10 protein-coding genes and 1 pseudogene are annotated in these 14,810 nt (G+C 69.1%); 7 read left to right on the plus strand and 4 right to left on the minus strand.

The window, feature by feature from the left end; all coding sequences use genetic code 11:
- Nucleotides 1-72 precede the first annotated feature (72 nt).
- Nucleotides 73-1,668: a Dyp-type peroxidase gene (locus tag NBW77_RS14590; RefSeq protein WP_131746619.1), complete on the plus strand. Its 1,596-nt coding sequence runs from the start codon at nucleotides 73-75 to the stop codon at nucleotides 1,666-1,668.
- A gap of 79 nt (nucleotides 1,669-1,747) precedes the next feature.
- On the opposite strand, the gene NBW77_RS22095 is transcribed toward NBW77_RS14590, so the two are convergent.
- A complete protein-coding gene (locus NBW77_RS22095; protein WP_131746631.1) occupies nucleotides 1,748-2,122 on the minus strand; it encodes an SDR family oxidoreductase in 375 nt (124 codons plus the stop codon).
- Nucleotides 2,123-2,195: 73 nt separating this feature from the next.
- Between NBW77_RS22095 and NBW77_RS14600 the strand changes: the two are divergent.
- Nucleotides 2,196-2,519, plus strand: a pseudogene (locus NBW77_RS14600) (integrase core domain-containing protein); the annotation flags it as partial.
- Between the two features lie 106 nt (nucleotides 2,520-2,625).
- Here the strand turns inward: NBW77_RS14600 and NBW77_RS14605 are convergent.
- Genes NBW77_RS14605 through NBW77_RS14615 form a run of 3 tightly spaced genes read right to left on the minus strand, consistent with a single transcriptional unit; the run spans nucleotide 2,626 to nucleotide 5,317 of the window.
- The gene (locus NBW77_RS14605; RefSeq protein ID WP_207386979.1) at nucleotides 2,626-3,399 is read right to left on the minus strand and encodes a glucose 1-dehydrogenase; all 774 of its coding nucleotides are present in this window, start codon (nucleotides 3,397-3,399) and stop codon (nucleotides 2,626-2,628) included.
- Entirely contained in the window at nucleotides 3,396-5,060 is a 1,665-nt protein-coding gene (locus NBW77_RS14610) for an FAD-dependent oxidoreductase (protein ID WP_250279882.1), read from the minus strand. The genes NBW77_RS14605 and NBW77_RS14610 overlap by 4 nt, the downstream gene beginning before the upstream one ends.
- 59 nt (nucleotides 5,061-5,119) lie before the next feature.
- Nucleotides 5,120-5,317: a hypothetical protein gene (locus tag NBW77_RS14615; RefSeq protein ID WP_131746621.1), complete on the minus strand. Its 198-nt coding sequence runs from the start codon at nucleotides 5,315-5,317 to the stop codon at nucleotides 5,120-5,122.
- A 125-nt stretch (nucleotides 5,318-5,442) separates the two neighbouring features.
- On the opposite strand from NBW77_RS14615, the gene NBW77_RS14620 reads away from it, so the two are divergent.
- The 5 genes from NBW77_RS14620 (at nucleotide 5,443) to NBW77_RS14640 (ending at nucleotide 14,649) form a co-directional block, all read left to right on the plus strand.
- Nucleotides 5,443-6,078, plus strand: coding sequence for a TetR/AcrR family transcriptional regulator (locus NBW77_RS14620; RefSeq protein ID WP_131746622.1), 636 nt, complete (start codon nucleotides 5,443-5,445; stop codon nucleotides 6,076-6,078).
- Nucleotides 6,079-6,327: 249 nt separating this feature from the next.
- The gene (locus NBW77_RS14625; RefSeq protein WP_284346935.1) at nucleotides 6,328-7,935 is read left to right on the plus strand and encodes a TIGR02677 family protein; all 1,608 of its coding nucleotides are present in this window, start codon (nucleotides 6,328-6,330) and stop codon (nucleotides 7,933-7,935) included.
- A complete protein-coding gene (locus NBW77_RS14630; RefSeq protein ID WP_131746623.1) occupies nucleotides 7,932-9,155 on the plus strand; it encodes a TIGR02678 family protein in 1,224 nt (407 codons plus the stop codon). The genes NBW77_RS14625 and NBW77_RS14630 overlap by 4 nt, the downstream gene beginning before the upstream one ends.
- Nucleotides 9,152-13,333 carry a TIGR02680 family protein gene (locus NBW77_RS14635; RefSeq protein WP_250279884.1) on the plus strand — a complete coding sequence of 1,394 codons (4,182 nt, stop codon included), beginning with the start codon at nucleotides 9,152-9,154 and terminating at the stop codon, nucleotides 13,331-13,333. The genes NBW77_RS14630 and NBW77_RS14635 overlap by 4 nt, the downstream gene beginning before the upstream one ends.
- A gap of 11 nt (nucleotides 13,334-13,344) precedes the next feature.
- Nucleotides 13,345-14,649, plus strand: a complete 1,305-nt coding sequence (locus NBW77_RS14640; RefSeq protein ID WP_131746624.1) for a TIGR02679 family protein — start codon at nucleotides 13,345-13,347, stop codon at nucleotides 14,647-14,649.
- The last annotated feature ends 161 nt before the right edge of the window (nucleotides 14,650-14,810 follow it).

The following is a 14,810-nucleotide window of genomic DNA, read 5'->3' on the forward strand; positions in this document are numbered from 1 at the left end:
GATCGCCGTGAAATCGAGGCGAGCAGGGAACTTTGGTCTCACCGCCGCGGCGGTAAACTCTGGGAGGGGCGAATGCCCACAGATCTCACGTCCAGCACAGTGTCGTCCGCGCCAACGACACCGCCCGTCTTTCCCGATAGGAGACCGGTCCCCAAGTATCCTAAACTCCGCACCGACGCCAACATTCAAGGTAATATTCTTGCCGGCTTCAACAAGGATCACCAGGTGATTCTGTTTCTGCGTCTACCGGCGGATCCGGTGGCAGCACGGGGTTGGCTGGCAGCTGTTGTGCCGCAGGTGGCCCGCAACGATGCCGTGACCCAGTTCAACACCAAGTTCGCAGCCATGCGGAATGCCACCGGGTCCGACCCGGAGGCGCTGAAGGCGGTGTGGTTGAACCTGTCGCTGACCACGTCGGGTCTGGCCCGGCTCGATCCGGCCGCGGCGGCCGGGCTCGGCGCCGCCGGGATCGACCGGGGCGTCACGGCATTCGTGCAGGGCACCGCCGCGCATGCCGCCCAACTGGGCGACTCCGGGGACGACGCGCCGGCGAACTGGCTGTTCGGACGCGACGATCAGACGATCGACGTGCTGCTCGTCGTGGCCACGGACGACCGGCACGACCTGGACCATGCGGTCCAGCGCCAGCGTGAGTTGGCAAGCGTGCATGACGTCCTGGTTGTGTTCGAGCAGCCGGGGGCGACTCTGCCCGGGATTGCTGCAGGGCACGAGCACTTCGGCTTCAAAGACGGCATCAGTCAGCCGGGCGTTTCCGGTTATGACAAGCCCAGCACAGTCCCTGGGCATACCGACGAGGTGGCCGGCAAGCCGGGAACGGACCTGATCGCCCCGGGAGAGTTCGTCCTCGGTTATGTGGGGCAGCCCGGCGGCGTCAACGCAACCGGTCGGGCCGTGCCCCGCTGGATGTGGGACGGCAGCTTCCTGGTGGTTCGCCGACTCGCCCAGGACGTTCCGGGCTGGTGGGCGCAGATCGAGTCCCAGCACGTCACCCTCACCGACGCGGTCAAGACCGAGATCAGCGCGGAGGCGCTTGCGGCCAAGGCGGTCGGACGGTGGCGGAGCGGAACCCCCGTCGACCAGGCACCGAAGGCCGACGACCGTTTCGGCAGTGACCCGATGCTGGACAATGACTTTGACTTCGCGGACGATGCTGAGGGCCTGCGCTGCCCACGTTTCGCCCACATTCGTAAGATGTACCCGCGCAGCGCGCCTCCCCCTTCGCCCGGTGAGGACGCGGTCAACCAGCGCAGAATCCTGCGTCGTGGCATTCCCTTCGGTCTGCCCTTCGATCCGACGTCGGGTCGCGGCGAGGGTATCGACGCACGGCGCGGCCTGGTCTTCGCCTGTTATCAGACGAGTCTGGCCGATCAGTTCGAGTTTCTCCAGCAGTTCTGGGCGGATAATGTCACCTTCCCGGCGCCGAGCGACGGGCCCGACCCCGTCATCGGTACCCCGGTCGCGTTCCCGAGCCCGCCGGGTGCGCCTGCCGCCCCGAACCCGCCCGACCCACGGAACACCCTGCATGCGGACGCCGTGACCACTGCCGAGCTCACGTTCAACCGGTTCATCCGTACCGAGGGCAGCATTTACGGTTTCACTCCGTCACTGTCCACCCTCCGAAAGCTCGTGGCCGGGCAGCCCCTGTAGACCACGGCAGCGGCTGCCTGGTGCTTGGTGCTTGGTGCCTGATGTACGGATTCCGGACAATCAACCATCGGGCGATCATTTATCGGGCGATGTCCCCGACCAACCGCGTCGCCCGAGCTCGGGGTGCAGCACATCTTCGCTGTAGAGCACCTGACCGGTCATCCGGGTCGCGTCGGCGAGGGCCAGGCGGACCACCGACTCCCCGAACGACTCGGGGAGTCGGCTGCTCGTCCGGTTCCCCGGCCGTCGCGATCAGACCAGGCGTGCGGATGGCCAGCGATGGCAGCAGTGCATTGACGCTCACCCCGTATCTCTGAAGTTCGTAGGCGACGCACCGGGTGAGGTGCTCCAGGGCGGCCTTGCTGGTGCCGTAGGCGGCCATCACCGGACCTTCGGTGCTGGCATAGGGATCTTCCCCCGGCTGGTGCGCGGCGTCCGAACTGACGTTGATGATCGCGCCGTGCCGTCATTTCGAAGAAAAGCAAAGTCGCCGTCGTAATCGCCTCCTTCAACGAAAATGGGGGGTGTTTAAGACGCTGAAGTACTGTCCGGCGTTCCCGAGTGAATTTACGAGTATCCACGATGCCCGTGACTTCATGAGGATCTTCTTCGGCTACTACAACACTGAGCATCGGCATTCGGGAATCGGGCTGTACACGCCGGGGTCGGTCCACGACGGAACCTGGAAATATGTTCGGGACGGACGCCAGCTCGTCCTGGACGCGGCATATGCCGCACACCCGGAACGGTTCCACCGCGGGCCGCCCCGAGCACCGGAGCTACCCAGCCGGGTGTGGATCAACCGACCCCTGTCCACGATCGAGAGTCAGGAGGATCAACCCACAACTTGAACATCATCTTGTCTCAAAAACTATGCCCTTCGTTGACGGCTCCGCGGCGCGGTGGGCAACCAAAACCCGGTGCCATCACTGGCCACCCGTTTTCTGATGGTCCATGTCAGCGGGCCAGATAGCCGCCGTCGACGGCGAGTGCATGACCCATCGTGAACGATGACTCGTCCGAGCAGAGCCAGAGGACGGCGTTCGCGATCTCGGACGGTTGACCGAAGCGTCCAAGCAGGCTCAGGCGTCCGGCCACGTCGGCGGGATCCCTGCCACGGGCTTTCATCGCGTTCTCCAGCATCGGTGTGGCGATGGCGCCGGGACAGACGGCGTTGATCCGGATCCCGGCCGGAGCGTACTCGACGGCCGCGGTTCGGGTGAGCCCGAGCACGCCGTGTTTCGTCGCGGTGTAGGCAGCTTGGTGTGGCTGCGGCCGGAACGAGTTGACAGAGGCGATGTTCACGATCGTGCCACCGCCTTCCTGCGCGATCATTTGGCGGATCTCGTGCTTCAGGCAGAGGAAGACCGACCTCAGATTGACGCGTACCAGTCGGTCGAACGTCTCCTCGTCGCACTCGGCGAGCGGGGTGGTTTCGATCTCGATTCCCGCACCGTTGACGGCGCTGTCCAGCCGACCAAACGCGGTCACCGTGGCATCGATCATGTTTGCCACATCGGCCGTGTCGCTGACGTCCGCGGGGAAGAAACGCGCTTGGCCGCCGGCCCGCTCGATGGTCTTCACCGTTTCCCGGCCGCCGGTAACCGCTACATCCGCAACCGCTACATTCGCACCCGCCTCGGCGAAGGCCAATGCGGTCGCCCGGCCCATCCCGCTGGCCGCTCCCGTGACCAGGACCGTTCTGCCGTGGAAGTCCCACCCGCACGTCACAGCTTCCCGCCTGCGCCGTTGTGGTCGGTCGGCACCCTGCCAGCGGAATGCCGCCCGGCAAGATACCCGAAGACCAGGGCCGGCCCGAGTGTGCCACCGGCCCCCCCGTAGGTCATGCCCATGACGGACGCCATGGCATTCCCCGCGGCGTACAGACCGGGAATGACCCGGCCGTCGACATCGAGCACGCAACCGTCCGGATCCGTGCGCGGGCCGCCCTTGGTCCCGAGAGTTCCGCTGCGAACCTCCACCGCGTAGAACGGCGGGGTATCGAGTGGGCCGATCGTCGATGCGGCGCTGTCACCGAAATCCGGATCACCCCACCACCGGTCGAATACGCTGTCGCCCCGACCGAAGTCGGGATCGCAGCTTTCGGCAGCGTGCCGGTTCCAACGGGAGACGGTCTCCTTCAACACCTCGGCGGGGATGCCCACGGTGTCGGCGAGTTCGGCGACGGTCGACGCCCGGACCATCCAGTCCGGTGCGGGGCAGTCCGGTGCGGGGCAGTCCGGGCGGTGACCGGCGAGACCGTAACGGGTGAGGTAATGCTGGTCGAATATCATCCATGCGGGGTGGTTGACATATGTGAAGGAAGAGACGTCAAGCACGTGAAACGCCGCCCCGAACGCGTTGTAATTCGCCGCCTCGTTGGTGAAACGCCGCCCACTGCGGTTGACCATGATGCAATGCGGTCTGGAACGCTCGCCGTTGATCTGCCAGGGTACAACTCCAACCAGCGGGTGCGCGACGTCGATGGTCGGCACCCACCAGGCTTCCCGCATGTTGTTCAAGTCCGCGCCGACGCGCATGGCCATCCGCAGACCGTCACCGGTGTTGCTCGGGACGGAGACGGAGCGTTCGAGTGGACCGCGCAGGAAGGCCCGCGCGAGCGCCGGATCGTGCTCGAAGCCACCCGTGGCGAGGACCACCCCTTTGCGCACACCCACCTCGAAGGAGCCGGTGGCCGCCTCGAACCGGACGCCGACCACCCGCCCCGCCTCGACGACCAGCTCACACGCGCGGCTGTCAATCCGCGGCTCGATCCCGCGGTCCAGGCAGCCGCGCAGGAGCGCGCCGACGAGCCCCTGGCCCGCTCCCCGTTCATCGTGGACCTGCCGGCGGGCCATCTCCTCGGCGGGAACACCCCCCGGCGCGCCGCGGCCGAGCGTGGTCTCACTCATCATGATGTTGCCGCTGATCTGGTAACCGACCGTCACCTTCGCGGCCCACGAACCGAGCTGATCGAAGGGAAACAACGGGCACTCCATCGAGCGCCCCCCACCCGCCATCGCCCCCGGATGTTCCGGATGGTAATCGGGGAAGTTCTTGATGATCCTGAATTCGGCCGGTGTCCTCGCCTCCAGCCACGAGATGACTTCGGGTCCGGCGTCGACGTAGACGGCCGCGAGCTCAGGTTCGATCAGCCCGTGTGACAGCGATTCCAGATAGGTCAGAGCCTCCTCGCGGCTGTCGTGCAGGCCGAGTGCAGCCATATGGGGATTGCCGGGTATCCAGACCATTCCCCCGGACCACGCCGATGTCCCGCCGACCTGGGAGGCTTTCTCGAACAGGCCCACGCTCGCCCCACCGTCGTGGGCCGTCAAAGCCGCGGTCAATCCTGCCGCGCCCGTGCCCAGCACGACGACATCGAAGACTTCCATGCTTGGATCGCTCTCCCTTGTAGTGACTCGAAGACTGCCCCTGTCCTCAGTGGTCGTTCTCAGAGTTCGAGCACGGCCACAGTTCCGCTGGAGCCGTCGACCTCGACAAGTACGCCAGTGGGTATCCGTCGGGTCGCGCCGAGTGGCGTGATCGGATCGGGCAGCACGTCGCTGGCGTTCAACCGCGTGTAGACGGGGAACCGGTCGCTTGGTGCCGTATCCGTGAGCCAGGTCGAGTCGGTCACCTCGCGCGGCATGTATCTCCTCCATCGGCTGCCAGCGGCCAACACTGATCGCCGTACTGCGAAGCCGGCATGTCGTTGTCACCAGCCTTTATATGACGGATGTTATGTGACGACTGTTTTATCTACCGGTACACTTGATGTCAATGCCTCGATATGTTGATCACGATGCGCGCCGCGAGCAGGTCGCGTTGATCGCCGCCGACCTGGTCGCCACATTCGGCGCAGAAGCCCTCACTTTCCGTCAGGTAGCTGAAGCCGCGGGCTGCAGCACAGCGATCGTGAGCCACTACTTCGCCGACAAAAGGGACCTACTGCTATCCACCTACCGGACAGCGTCCTCCCGGTCGCTGGACCGCTTCATCGCGGCCGCGAACGGCGACGGAGAGGGTGACTCCGACCGGGTGCGGGCCTGTCTCGAATCGCTGCTCCCCCTGGACGAGAAGCGCAGGAAGGACTGGAGCCTGTGGTTCGCCTTCTGGGGCATCGCAGTCTTCGACCCCACGCTCGCCGCGGAGCAGCGCGACCGGGTCCGAACCGCCAGTGCCCGCATCAGGCACCTCCTCGAACAGGAAACGCCCGGCGGCCGCGGCCTGCCGCCACCCGACAGTGAGCGGGCGGCGCGTCGTCTGCTGCTCCTCGTGCACGGCATCGGCACCCAGGCGCTGTTCGACCCCGGCTACTGGAGCCCCTCAAGACAGCGTCAGGTCCTCGGCGAGGAACTCGACATCGTCGGGTTACCGGCCACCGCACATCCCCACACCCGCCACGGATAGTCGCGGGCTGCGGTGCGTCGCAGGCTGCCTACCCGGTCGGAGTACCGGGTTCGGGTTCGGGATGGTGTGTCGGCGCCACCCCCACACGGGTCGGTGACGGTCTGATCCAGAGCCCCCGCCGGAACGACATGTTTCGTACTACTTTCCGTATTGACACACCCGCTTTTTGCAAGCATCACATGATTCGCAATACTGGTCCCTGTGACGACCAGCAGGCTGACCGACAAGACCCCGGCGGGCGGCAACGGGGTGCCAAGGCAGCCGTTCGCGCACCTGAGCGCGCCGAACGCTCCCTTTTACCGGGATGTGTTGATGACGTTCGCGCGGGCGCGGGACCGGTTCATCGTCCACATGCGGCCCGAGGACGTGAGCGCCGATCTGGGATGGCCGGGAGAGACCGAGCCGGTGGTCGCGGCGTTGGAAAAACTGGTCGAGTGGGGAAACCTGCGGGCCGATCCGGACACCGGTCGGGTGACCACGGTGGAGGACTTCCATCGGGCCCGGTACCTGTACCAGTTGACTGCCGCCGGGCAGGCGGCAGAGGAGGCGATCGCCGTCTACGAGGAGGCGATCGGCCGCAGGGGCGCTCTTCAGTCGGTGGCGTTGGAGGACATCGCCGCTCAGTTGCGCGCCTTGGCGGAGATGGTCACGGCCGACGCGGCCCATATCGACCCGGCGAAGGTGCACCTGTTGTTGCTGGCGTTGGCCGAGCGCTTCACCGGGCTCGCGGACAACGCGCAGGCGTTCATGGCGTCGCTGCGTCGGGTGATTGATTTCTCCGACGGGGACGTGGCCGCGTTCGTCGCCTATAAGCAGCGGCTCATCGACTACATCAACAGGTTCATCGCCGATCTGGCCAACCGAGGCGCGGAGATCGCCACCCTGCTCGGTCAGATCGAGGCGGCCGGTGTGGACCGCCTGCTGGTGATCGCTGCCCGCAGGGAAGCCGCCGACATCGTGCCGGGTCTGCCCGCCGACACCGACAGCGGTACCGGGGATACCGGGGAACTCCCCGCGGACAGCGCGGACACACCTGTCGCGTACGACGCCGCGATCACCGTGTCTCTCGATGCCTGGCGCAACCGGTGGCGCGGCCTGCGGGACTGGTTCCTGTCGGCCGACTCACGGCACCCGTCACAGGCACGGTTGCTGCGCGGCGCGGCCATCACGGCGATCACCCAGCTCATCGATACGGTGGCCACGCTCAACGAGCGCCGGTCCGGGCGTTCGGACCGATCGGCGGACTTCCGGACGCTGGCCCGCTGGTTCGCCGAAGCGCCGGACGACGCGGCAGCCCACCGGCTGTGGCGGGCCGCGTTCGGCCTCACCCCGGCCCGGCATCTGACGGTCACCCCCGAAACCGTGGCCGCGTGGCAGGAGCACGAGCCGGCGCCGAGCACGCCGTGGCGGCAGGCGCCGCCGGTGCGGATCAGTCCGCAGTTACGTAAGACCGGGTCCTACGAGCGACGCGGGCAGCCCAACCGGGTCGCCGACCGCGCCGAGCAGCGTCGGTTCCTCGCGGAGCGGGCCGCCCGGGAGGCCGAACAGGTCGCGGCCGCCCGGGAACGGCTGGCCACCCAACGGCCGGTCCTGCTGTCCGAGCTCGGCGTGCTCGACCGGCACGCGTTCAGGCTGTTCCTCGGCGTGCTTTCAGACGCGCTCGCGGCGCGACTGCCGGGCGACATCGAGGTGAGGACCACCACCAGCGACGGCACCATGGAGATCCGGCTGGCACCCGTCCCCGACGGCGGTGTCGTGCGGATCGAGACCGACGGTGGGGTGCTGCACGGTCCGGAACATCTCGTCGAGATCATTGATCTGACCGCGGCGCGACACGGCGTGCGGGTACCTGCGTGAGTGCGGACCCCCGCGCCGAGGAGAACAGGGTGCAGCGACGTAAGGCGCTGCGCGCACTGCTGGCCAAGCCTCTGCTGACCGCGGGCACGGACGACGACGCGCTGCGGCTGGCCCGCCGGCACTCCTCGGAGCTGCGGGAATGGCTCGCCGTGGAGACCGGCTGGCGGCTGGTCGTGGATGCCGAGTCGGCGCGGCTGTTCAAAACGGCACCGACCGGCCTGGACGGCACGCACCCGGCGCGGGAGGGCAGGGGCAGGGCGCCTTTCGGGCGGCGCCGTTATGTGCTGCTCGGCCTCGCGCTGTCGGTGCTGGAGACTGCCGACGCGCAGATCACCCTCGGCCGGCTGGCCGAGGGGATCATCGTCGCGGCCAGCGAACCGGAACTGGCGGATGCCGGCGTCACGTTCACCCTCGGCCGCCGGGACGAACGCTCCGATCTGGTCGGGGTGGTCCGGTTGCTGCTCACCCTCGGGGTGCTGGAACGAGTCGCCGGCGACGAGGACGCCTACCTGACCGACACCGGCGACGTGCTCTACGACGTGCGTCGCCGGATACTGGCGTCGATGCTGACCGGCGCCCGGGGCCCGTCCACCATCGACGCCACCGACTTCGACCGGCGGTTGGCTGAGCTGATCCACGAGCCGGTCGCGGACACCGACGATCTGCGCAACCGGGCACTGCGCCACCGGTTGACCCGCCGGTTGCTGGATGATCCGGTCGTCTACTACGACGAGCTCGCCGAGGACGAGCGCGTCTACCTGGTGAACCAGCGCCACGCGATCACCCGGCGGATCGAGGAGGCCACCGGTCTGGTCGCCGAGATGCGGGCCGAGGGCATCGCCATGGTCGACCCCGATGACGAGTTGACCGACGTGCGGATGCCGGAACAGCGCACCGACGGCCATGTCACCCTGCTGGTCGCCGAGTACCTCGCGGCGCGGGCGGACCGCGGCGAACCCGTGCCGGTCGCCCGGCTGCGCGCCCACATCCGGAAGATGGCGATCGAACATGCCGCCTACTGGCGGCGTGGCGTCACCGGGCCGGGAGCCGATGCCGAGCTTCTCACCGTGGCACTGAACAAACTGCGTGCGCTGCGGATGGTCAGCGACGTGCCCGGCGAGCCACCGATGGTGATCGCCCGGCCCGCGATCGCGCGTTACGCGGTCGAGGCGCCGACGATCCGCACCGGCCCGGGGACCAGAAAGGCGACCCGCACATGAGCGCCGGGATGCCGGTACCGCACCGGGAGCGGTGGCAACCGTTGCGCGCCGGACTGGTGGACCTGTTCTACTACGACGTTGAGGAGTTCCACTTCCACGACGGCCGGCTGCTGTTGCGGGGCAACAACGGCACCGGCAAGTCGAAGGTGCTCGCACTGACCCTGCCGTTCCTGCTGGACGGCGAACTGGCCGCGCACCGCGTCGAACCGGACGGCGACCGCAACAAGCGGATGGAGTGGAACCTGCTGCTCGGTGGCAAGCATCCGCATTCCGAGCGACTCGGGTACACCTGGTTGGAGTTCGGCCGGGTGCGTGCGGACGGCATCGTCGAGTACCGGACGATCGGCGCCGCTCTCAAAGCGGTGGCCGGGCGTGGGATCGCTCGACACTGGTTTTTCGTCACCAGGCAGCGGATCGGCCCAGAGCTGTCCCTGATCGGTCCGGCCCGGGTGGCGCTGAGCCGGGACAAGCTCAAAGATGCCGTCGACGGGTACGGCACGGTGTACGACACGGCGTCGGACTATCGCCGCGCCGTGGACGAGGCACTGTTCGGGCTCGGTGGACACCGGTACGAGGCACTGGTCAACCTTCTGATCCAACTGCGTCAGCCGCAGTTGTCCAAGAAGCCCGACGAGAAACTGCTCTCCCGTGCGCTCACCGAGGCGTTACCGCCGTTGGATCCCGCGCTGGTGGCCAGCGTGGCCGAGGCTTTCCGTGGTCTGGACGAGGAACGGGAGGCGTTGCGCGGCCTCGCCGAGGCGAAGACCGCGGCGGACGCCTTCCTCACCCACTATTGTCGCTATGCCGCCATCGCCGCCAGACGCGCCGCCGCGCCGCCGCGGCAGGCGCACAGCCGCTACGAACAGCTTGGTCGCGAACTCGGCGAGGCCGACGCCGCACACGGGAAGGCAACCGAGGCGCTCGCCGCCGCGCAGCGACGTCTCGAGGAGCTGACCGAGACCAGGGCCGCGTTGGGGACGCGGCGGGCGGCGTTGCAGGACAGCCCGGAGATGCGCGATGCCGAGGCGTTGCGGACCGCGGGCGAGGATGCCGACCGGCTCGGCCGGTTCGCAGCGGAACGAAAAGCCGACAGCCTGTCCGCCGACGAGACTGTCCACCATCGGGAAACCCGGCTCGCCGGCGCCCGGCGGACGGCCGATACGGATGCGGCGGCTTTCGGAGCCGTGCGGTCCACGGCAGGGCAGGCCGCCGAGGTCGCCCGGATCTCCGACCGGCATGTCGCGGTCCTGGCCGACCTGGACAGCGATCAGCCGCCCTACCCGATCGCCAGCCGGTCGGGCGCCGCGCTCGTTGAGAAGCAGGGCAGCGCCGTCGCCCGCCTCGACGGGCTGTTGGCAGCGGCGACAACGGCCGAGACGGCCCTGCGTACGGCCCGCGACGAGCTTGATCGGATCACCGGTGAGCGCCAGGCCGCCGCAGACCGGATCGCCGTGGCCGAGGAACTGACCGCGCACCGGGGCGCCGAGCTCGTCGCGGCGAGCATGAACTACCTGGCCGGCACGATGCTTCTGCGGGTCGCCGACCCCGATGGGGTATTCGCCGCCCTGGAAGGATGGGTGGACACGCTCGACGGCCCGAATCCGGTGACGGCGGCCGTGGACGAGGCGGCCCGCCGCGCCACCGCCGAACTCGGCCGCCGGCAGGCTGAGGTCGACGCCGAGCGTGCCACGGCCGAACGGGAGCGCGACCGGCTCGATGAGGAGATCGCGCGGCTCGAAGCCGGTGGCCACGACGCGCCGCCGACGCCCTACACCCGCGACCAGCAGACCCGGGATGCTCGGGCCGGTGCTCCGCTGTGGAAGGTCATCGACTTCGTCGACGGCGTGCCCGACGAGCACCGGGCGGGCGTCGAGGCGGCGTTGGAGGCGGCCGGGATCCTCGACGGGTGGATCACCCCGGACGGCCGGTTGCGCGACGCCGTGACCGATGACGTCCTGGTCTCCCCCGGACGGCCCGCACCAGTCGGCGGGCTCACCGCGGTGCTCGCCCCGGCGATCGACCGCGCCGATCCCCTCGCGGCCACGCTCACCGACGCCGCGGTCGCCACCGTGCTGGCGACGATCGCTCTGGTGGCCCAGGGATTCGGGCCTCCCGAATCCGGCGGCCCAATGGGTGACGGCGCCGGAACAGGCGCCGGACCAGGCGCCGGAACATGGGTCGCCGTCGACGGCCGTTTCTGCAACGGGGTGCTGACCGGCTCCTGGCACAAGGAATCCGCCGGCTACATCGGCGAAGGCGCCCGCGAAGCGGCCCGGCGTGTCCGTCTGGAGATGTTGCAGGCCGAGCTGGCACGGATCGAACGACAGCTGCGCGAGCTCGCGGCGAGTGCCGCCGAGCTGGTCGGTCGCCAGCGCTCACTGGCCGCCGAGCACCGGGCCATGCCGACCGACAGCGAGCTGCGCGAGGCCCACGTCAAACTTGCCGCCGAACACGAGGCCGGGCAACGCGTGACCGCACGTCATGACGAGGCGGTCGCGACAATGGCCGCCCTGCAGGCCCGGGCACGCACGGTGCGGGCGGCGGCGGGCGAGTTCGCCGCCGATGTCGGCCTGCCCGCGGACCCTGTCGCGCTCGCGGCCGTGCGGGAGGCGGTGGGCGACTACCGGGTGGCCCTGGCCGGGCTGTGGCCGGCGGCGCAGGCGTTGGACCGGGCCCGCCGCGCCGCGGACGAGGCCGCACGGGAGCTCGAGGGCGCGGTCGAACGCTGCGATCGGACCCGGCGGGTGTCGACTCTGGCCCGCGCCCAAGCCGATGCCGCGGCCGAACGCCACCGTGTACTGGTCGAGACGGCGGGCGCCGGAGTCGAGGAGCTGTACCGCAGGCTCGACGCGGTCGCCGCCGAACTGGCCCGGTGCGAGGAGCACGAGCAATCGGCACGCACCGCGGAAAAGGACGCGATCGGTGAGCGCGGCAAAGCTGAGGGTCTGCGCGAGGCCCTCCGCGGAGGGATCGCCGCTGCCGCCGCCGAACGCGACCGGGCAATCGCCGAGCTGCGGGCCTTCGCCACCACCGGGCTGCTCGACATCGCCGTTCCCGACCTGGAGATTCCGGACCCGACCGGGCAGTGGGCGCCGACACCGGCCGTCGCGCTCGCGCGCGCCATCAACACCGCCCTTGACGGGATCGACGACGCCGACCGTCGGTGGGAGCTGGTGCAGCAACGCGTCTCGAGCGAACACAAGGTGCTCACCGACGCGTTGTCCCGGCACGGCCATTCGGTCGGGATGACCGTGCGGGACGGCGTCATCGTCGTGGACGTGCTGTTCCAGGGCCACAAGCAGGACATTCCGACGCTGGTCGCCGCACTGGAGACGGAGACCGGGCAGCGGGCGACGCTGTTGTCCGCGAAGGAACGCGAGATTCTGGAGAACCACCTCGTCAACGAGGTGGCGGGGACCCTACAGGAATTGATCACCGGCGCGGAGGAGCAGGTCAGGGCGATCAACGTCGACCTGGCGGACCGGCCCACATCGACCGGGATGCGGCTGCGGCTGCAGTGGCGGGCTGCCCGCAGCGCCCCCGAAGGGCTTGGCCGGGTGCGCGACCGGCTACTGCGACAGACCGCCGACGCGTGGAGCGCGGCGGACCGGGTCGCGGTCGGCGCCTTCCTCCAAGAGGAGATCAACCGGATGCATGCCGATGACACCTCCGGTGGCTGGGCCGAGCAGTTGACCCGCGCCCTGGACTACCGGACGTGGCACGAATTCGCCATCCAGCGCCACCAGGACGGCCAGTGGCGGTCGGCCACCGGACCGGCGTCCGGCGGTGAGCGGGTGCTTGCCGCGTCGGTGCCACTGTTCGCCGCCGCGTCGTCATTCTACAGCTCCTCGGGTAACCCGAACGCCCCACGCCTGGTCGCGCTCGATGAGGCGTTCGCCGGGGTGGACGATGACTCGCGGGCCAAGTGCCTCGGCCTGCTCGCCGCGTTCGACCTGGATGTGGTGATGACCAGCGAACGTGAGTGGGGTTGTTACCCGCAGGTCCCGGGCCTGGCGATTGCGCAGCTCTCGCGCAGGGAGGACATCGACGCCGTACTTGTCACGCCATGGAGGTGGGACGGGCACGAGCGCGTGCGGGTCGAACGGCCGGTTCCGTTCCTTCCCCAGCCGACGCCGGTGGACGGCCCAGCCGACGGCGATGCCCTGCCGTTCGGTTGAGTGGGGCGCGCATGGATCGAGCCGGGGATGTTCAACGGCTGCAACGGCTGCTTGGTGGCGAGCACACCGCCTGGCTGCTGGACCGAGCGCGTCGCAGGATGGAGCTCGGTAAGCCGCTGGCCGGAACGGTTACCCTCACCGACGCCAGCCAGGACCAGCGGCGGGCCGTCGAACGGTTACTAGGACGGCGGGCCGGCGCGGGCATGTCACTGACGGTCTCACTTGACGAGATCGACGCGATGCTGCGGACAAGCGGCGCGTCGCCGGACGGACTGGACGCGGCGGTGCGGCTCCTCGTCGGCGACGTCTCGGACCGGGTGGCGCAGGCCGCCGCCGAGGCGGCTGTGTGGTCGGACGTGCACGCACCGCTGGACGCGCTCGTGACTCGGCGTCCTGAACTCGCTACCTGGCGGTCCTGGCTGAACTCCACCGGCATGCTGCGCCGCGTGGCCACGAACCCCGACGCGGCGGTGGCGCTCGTCGCCGATCTGGTGCGGGTTCTTGACGTACTGCCCTCGGCCGGCGTGGCACTGGGCAGGCTGGCCGCGGCGACCGCGGGGGATGCACACGCGCTGGATGACGCCCGGCCGCTGGCGACGCTGTCCCTCGCGGCGGCCAGGGTGCTGCGGGGAGCACCGCCCGCCGGCGACGGCTCCGCCGCCGAACGCCGCACCGCGTGGGCCGCGGTCGGTGTCCACCGCGACGAGCTGTCCTCCTCGGTGCTGTGCCTCGGTCTACCGGGGGGCGTGGCCACCGCGACCGGTCGCATCCTGGCGGTGGCCCGCGAGGCCGGGGAGCCGTGTGTGTTGACCCTGCGTCAGCTCGGCCGGGACCGAGCGGACCTCGGTGTCGGCGACGGGCTGGTGTGGGTGTGCGAGAACCCGATCGTGCTTGCCAGCGCCGCCGACGAGTTGGCGCACCGCTGTCCGCCACTGGTGTGTGTGAACGGGCAGCCGTCGGCCGCGGTGGTCCGCCTACTCGACCTGCTCGCCATCGGGGGCGCGCACTTCACCTATCACGGCGACTTCGACTGGGGCGGAATCCGTATCGGCAACGGGCTGCGCGAGCGTCTCCCGTGGCGGCCGTGGCGATTCGACGTGCGGGCCTACCGGGCTGTGCTGGCCTGTGTCACCGGCGGCGAGTTGGCCGGTCGCCCGGTCGACGCGACCTGGGACGCCGATCTGCGGCCGGCCCTGGAACACCATGGCGTTCGGGTGGACGAGGAACTCGTTCTGGCAGACCTGATCGGCGATCTGGCAAACGGTCACCCCGCAGACACCGATGGCTCTGCCAGGCCGGGTTCGTCCACCGTCTGAGTCTGGATACCCGCCGGCTCCCGCTCGGCCGGGGGGTACGCAGCACAGCGACGGCGCATTTCCTCAGTAGCCCCTGCCACCATCTGCTGTTCGCATACGACGATGTAGACCGCGTCGCAGGGATGGTCTCTCCGGCGCGGAGACGACACATCCTGATAAGG

This window comes from Frankia sp. Cppng1_Ct_nod (assembly GCF_920656135.1).
GTDB lineage: Bacteria > Actinomycetota > Actinomycetes > Frankiales > Frankiaceae > Protofrankia > Protofrankia meridionalis.

Coding starts and splice junctions, on each gene's coding strand:
- NBW77_RS14590 (WP_131746619.1), top strand. CDS start 73: ATGCCCACAGATCTCACGTCCAGCACAGTGTCGTCCGCGCCAACGACA.
- NBW77_RS14610 (WP_250279882.1), bottom strand. CDS start 5,060: ATGGAAGTCTTCGATGTCGTCGTGCTGGGCACGGGCGCGGCAGGATTG.
- NBW77_RS14615 (WP_131746621.1), bottom strand. CDS start 5,317: ATGCCGCGCGAGGTGACCGACTCGACCTGGCTCACGGATACGGCACCA.
- NBW77_RS14620 (WP_131746622.1), top strand. CDS start 5,443: ATGTCAATGCCTCGATATGTTGATCACGATGCGCGCCGCGAGCAGGTC.
- NBW77_RS14635 (WP_250279884.1), top strand. CDS start 9,152: ATGAGCGCCGGGATGCCGGTACCGCACCGGGAGCGGTGGCAACCGTTG.
- NBW77_RS14640 (WP_131746624.1), top strand. CDS start 13,345: ATGGATCGAGCCGGGGATGTTCAACGGCTGCAACGGCTGCTTGGTGGC.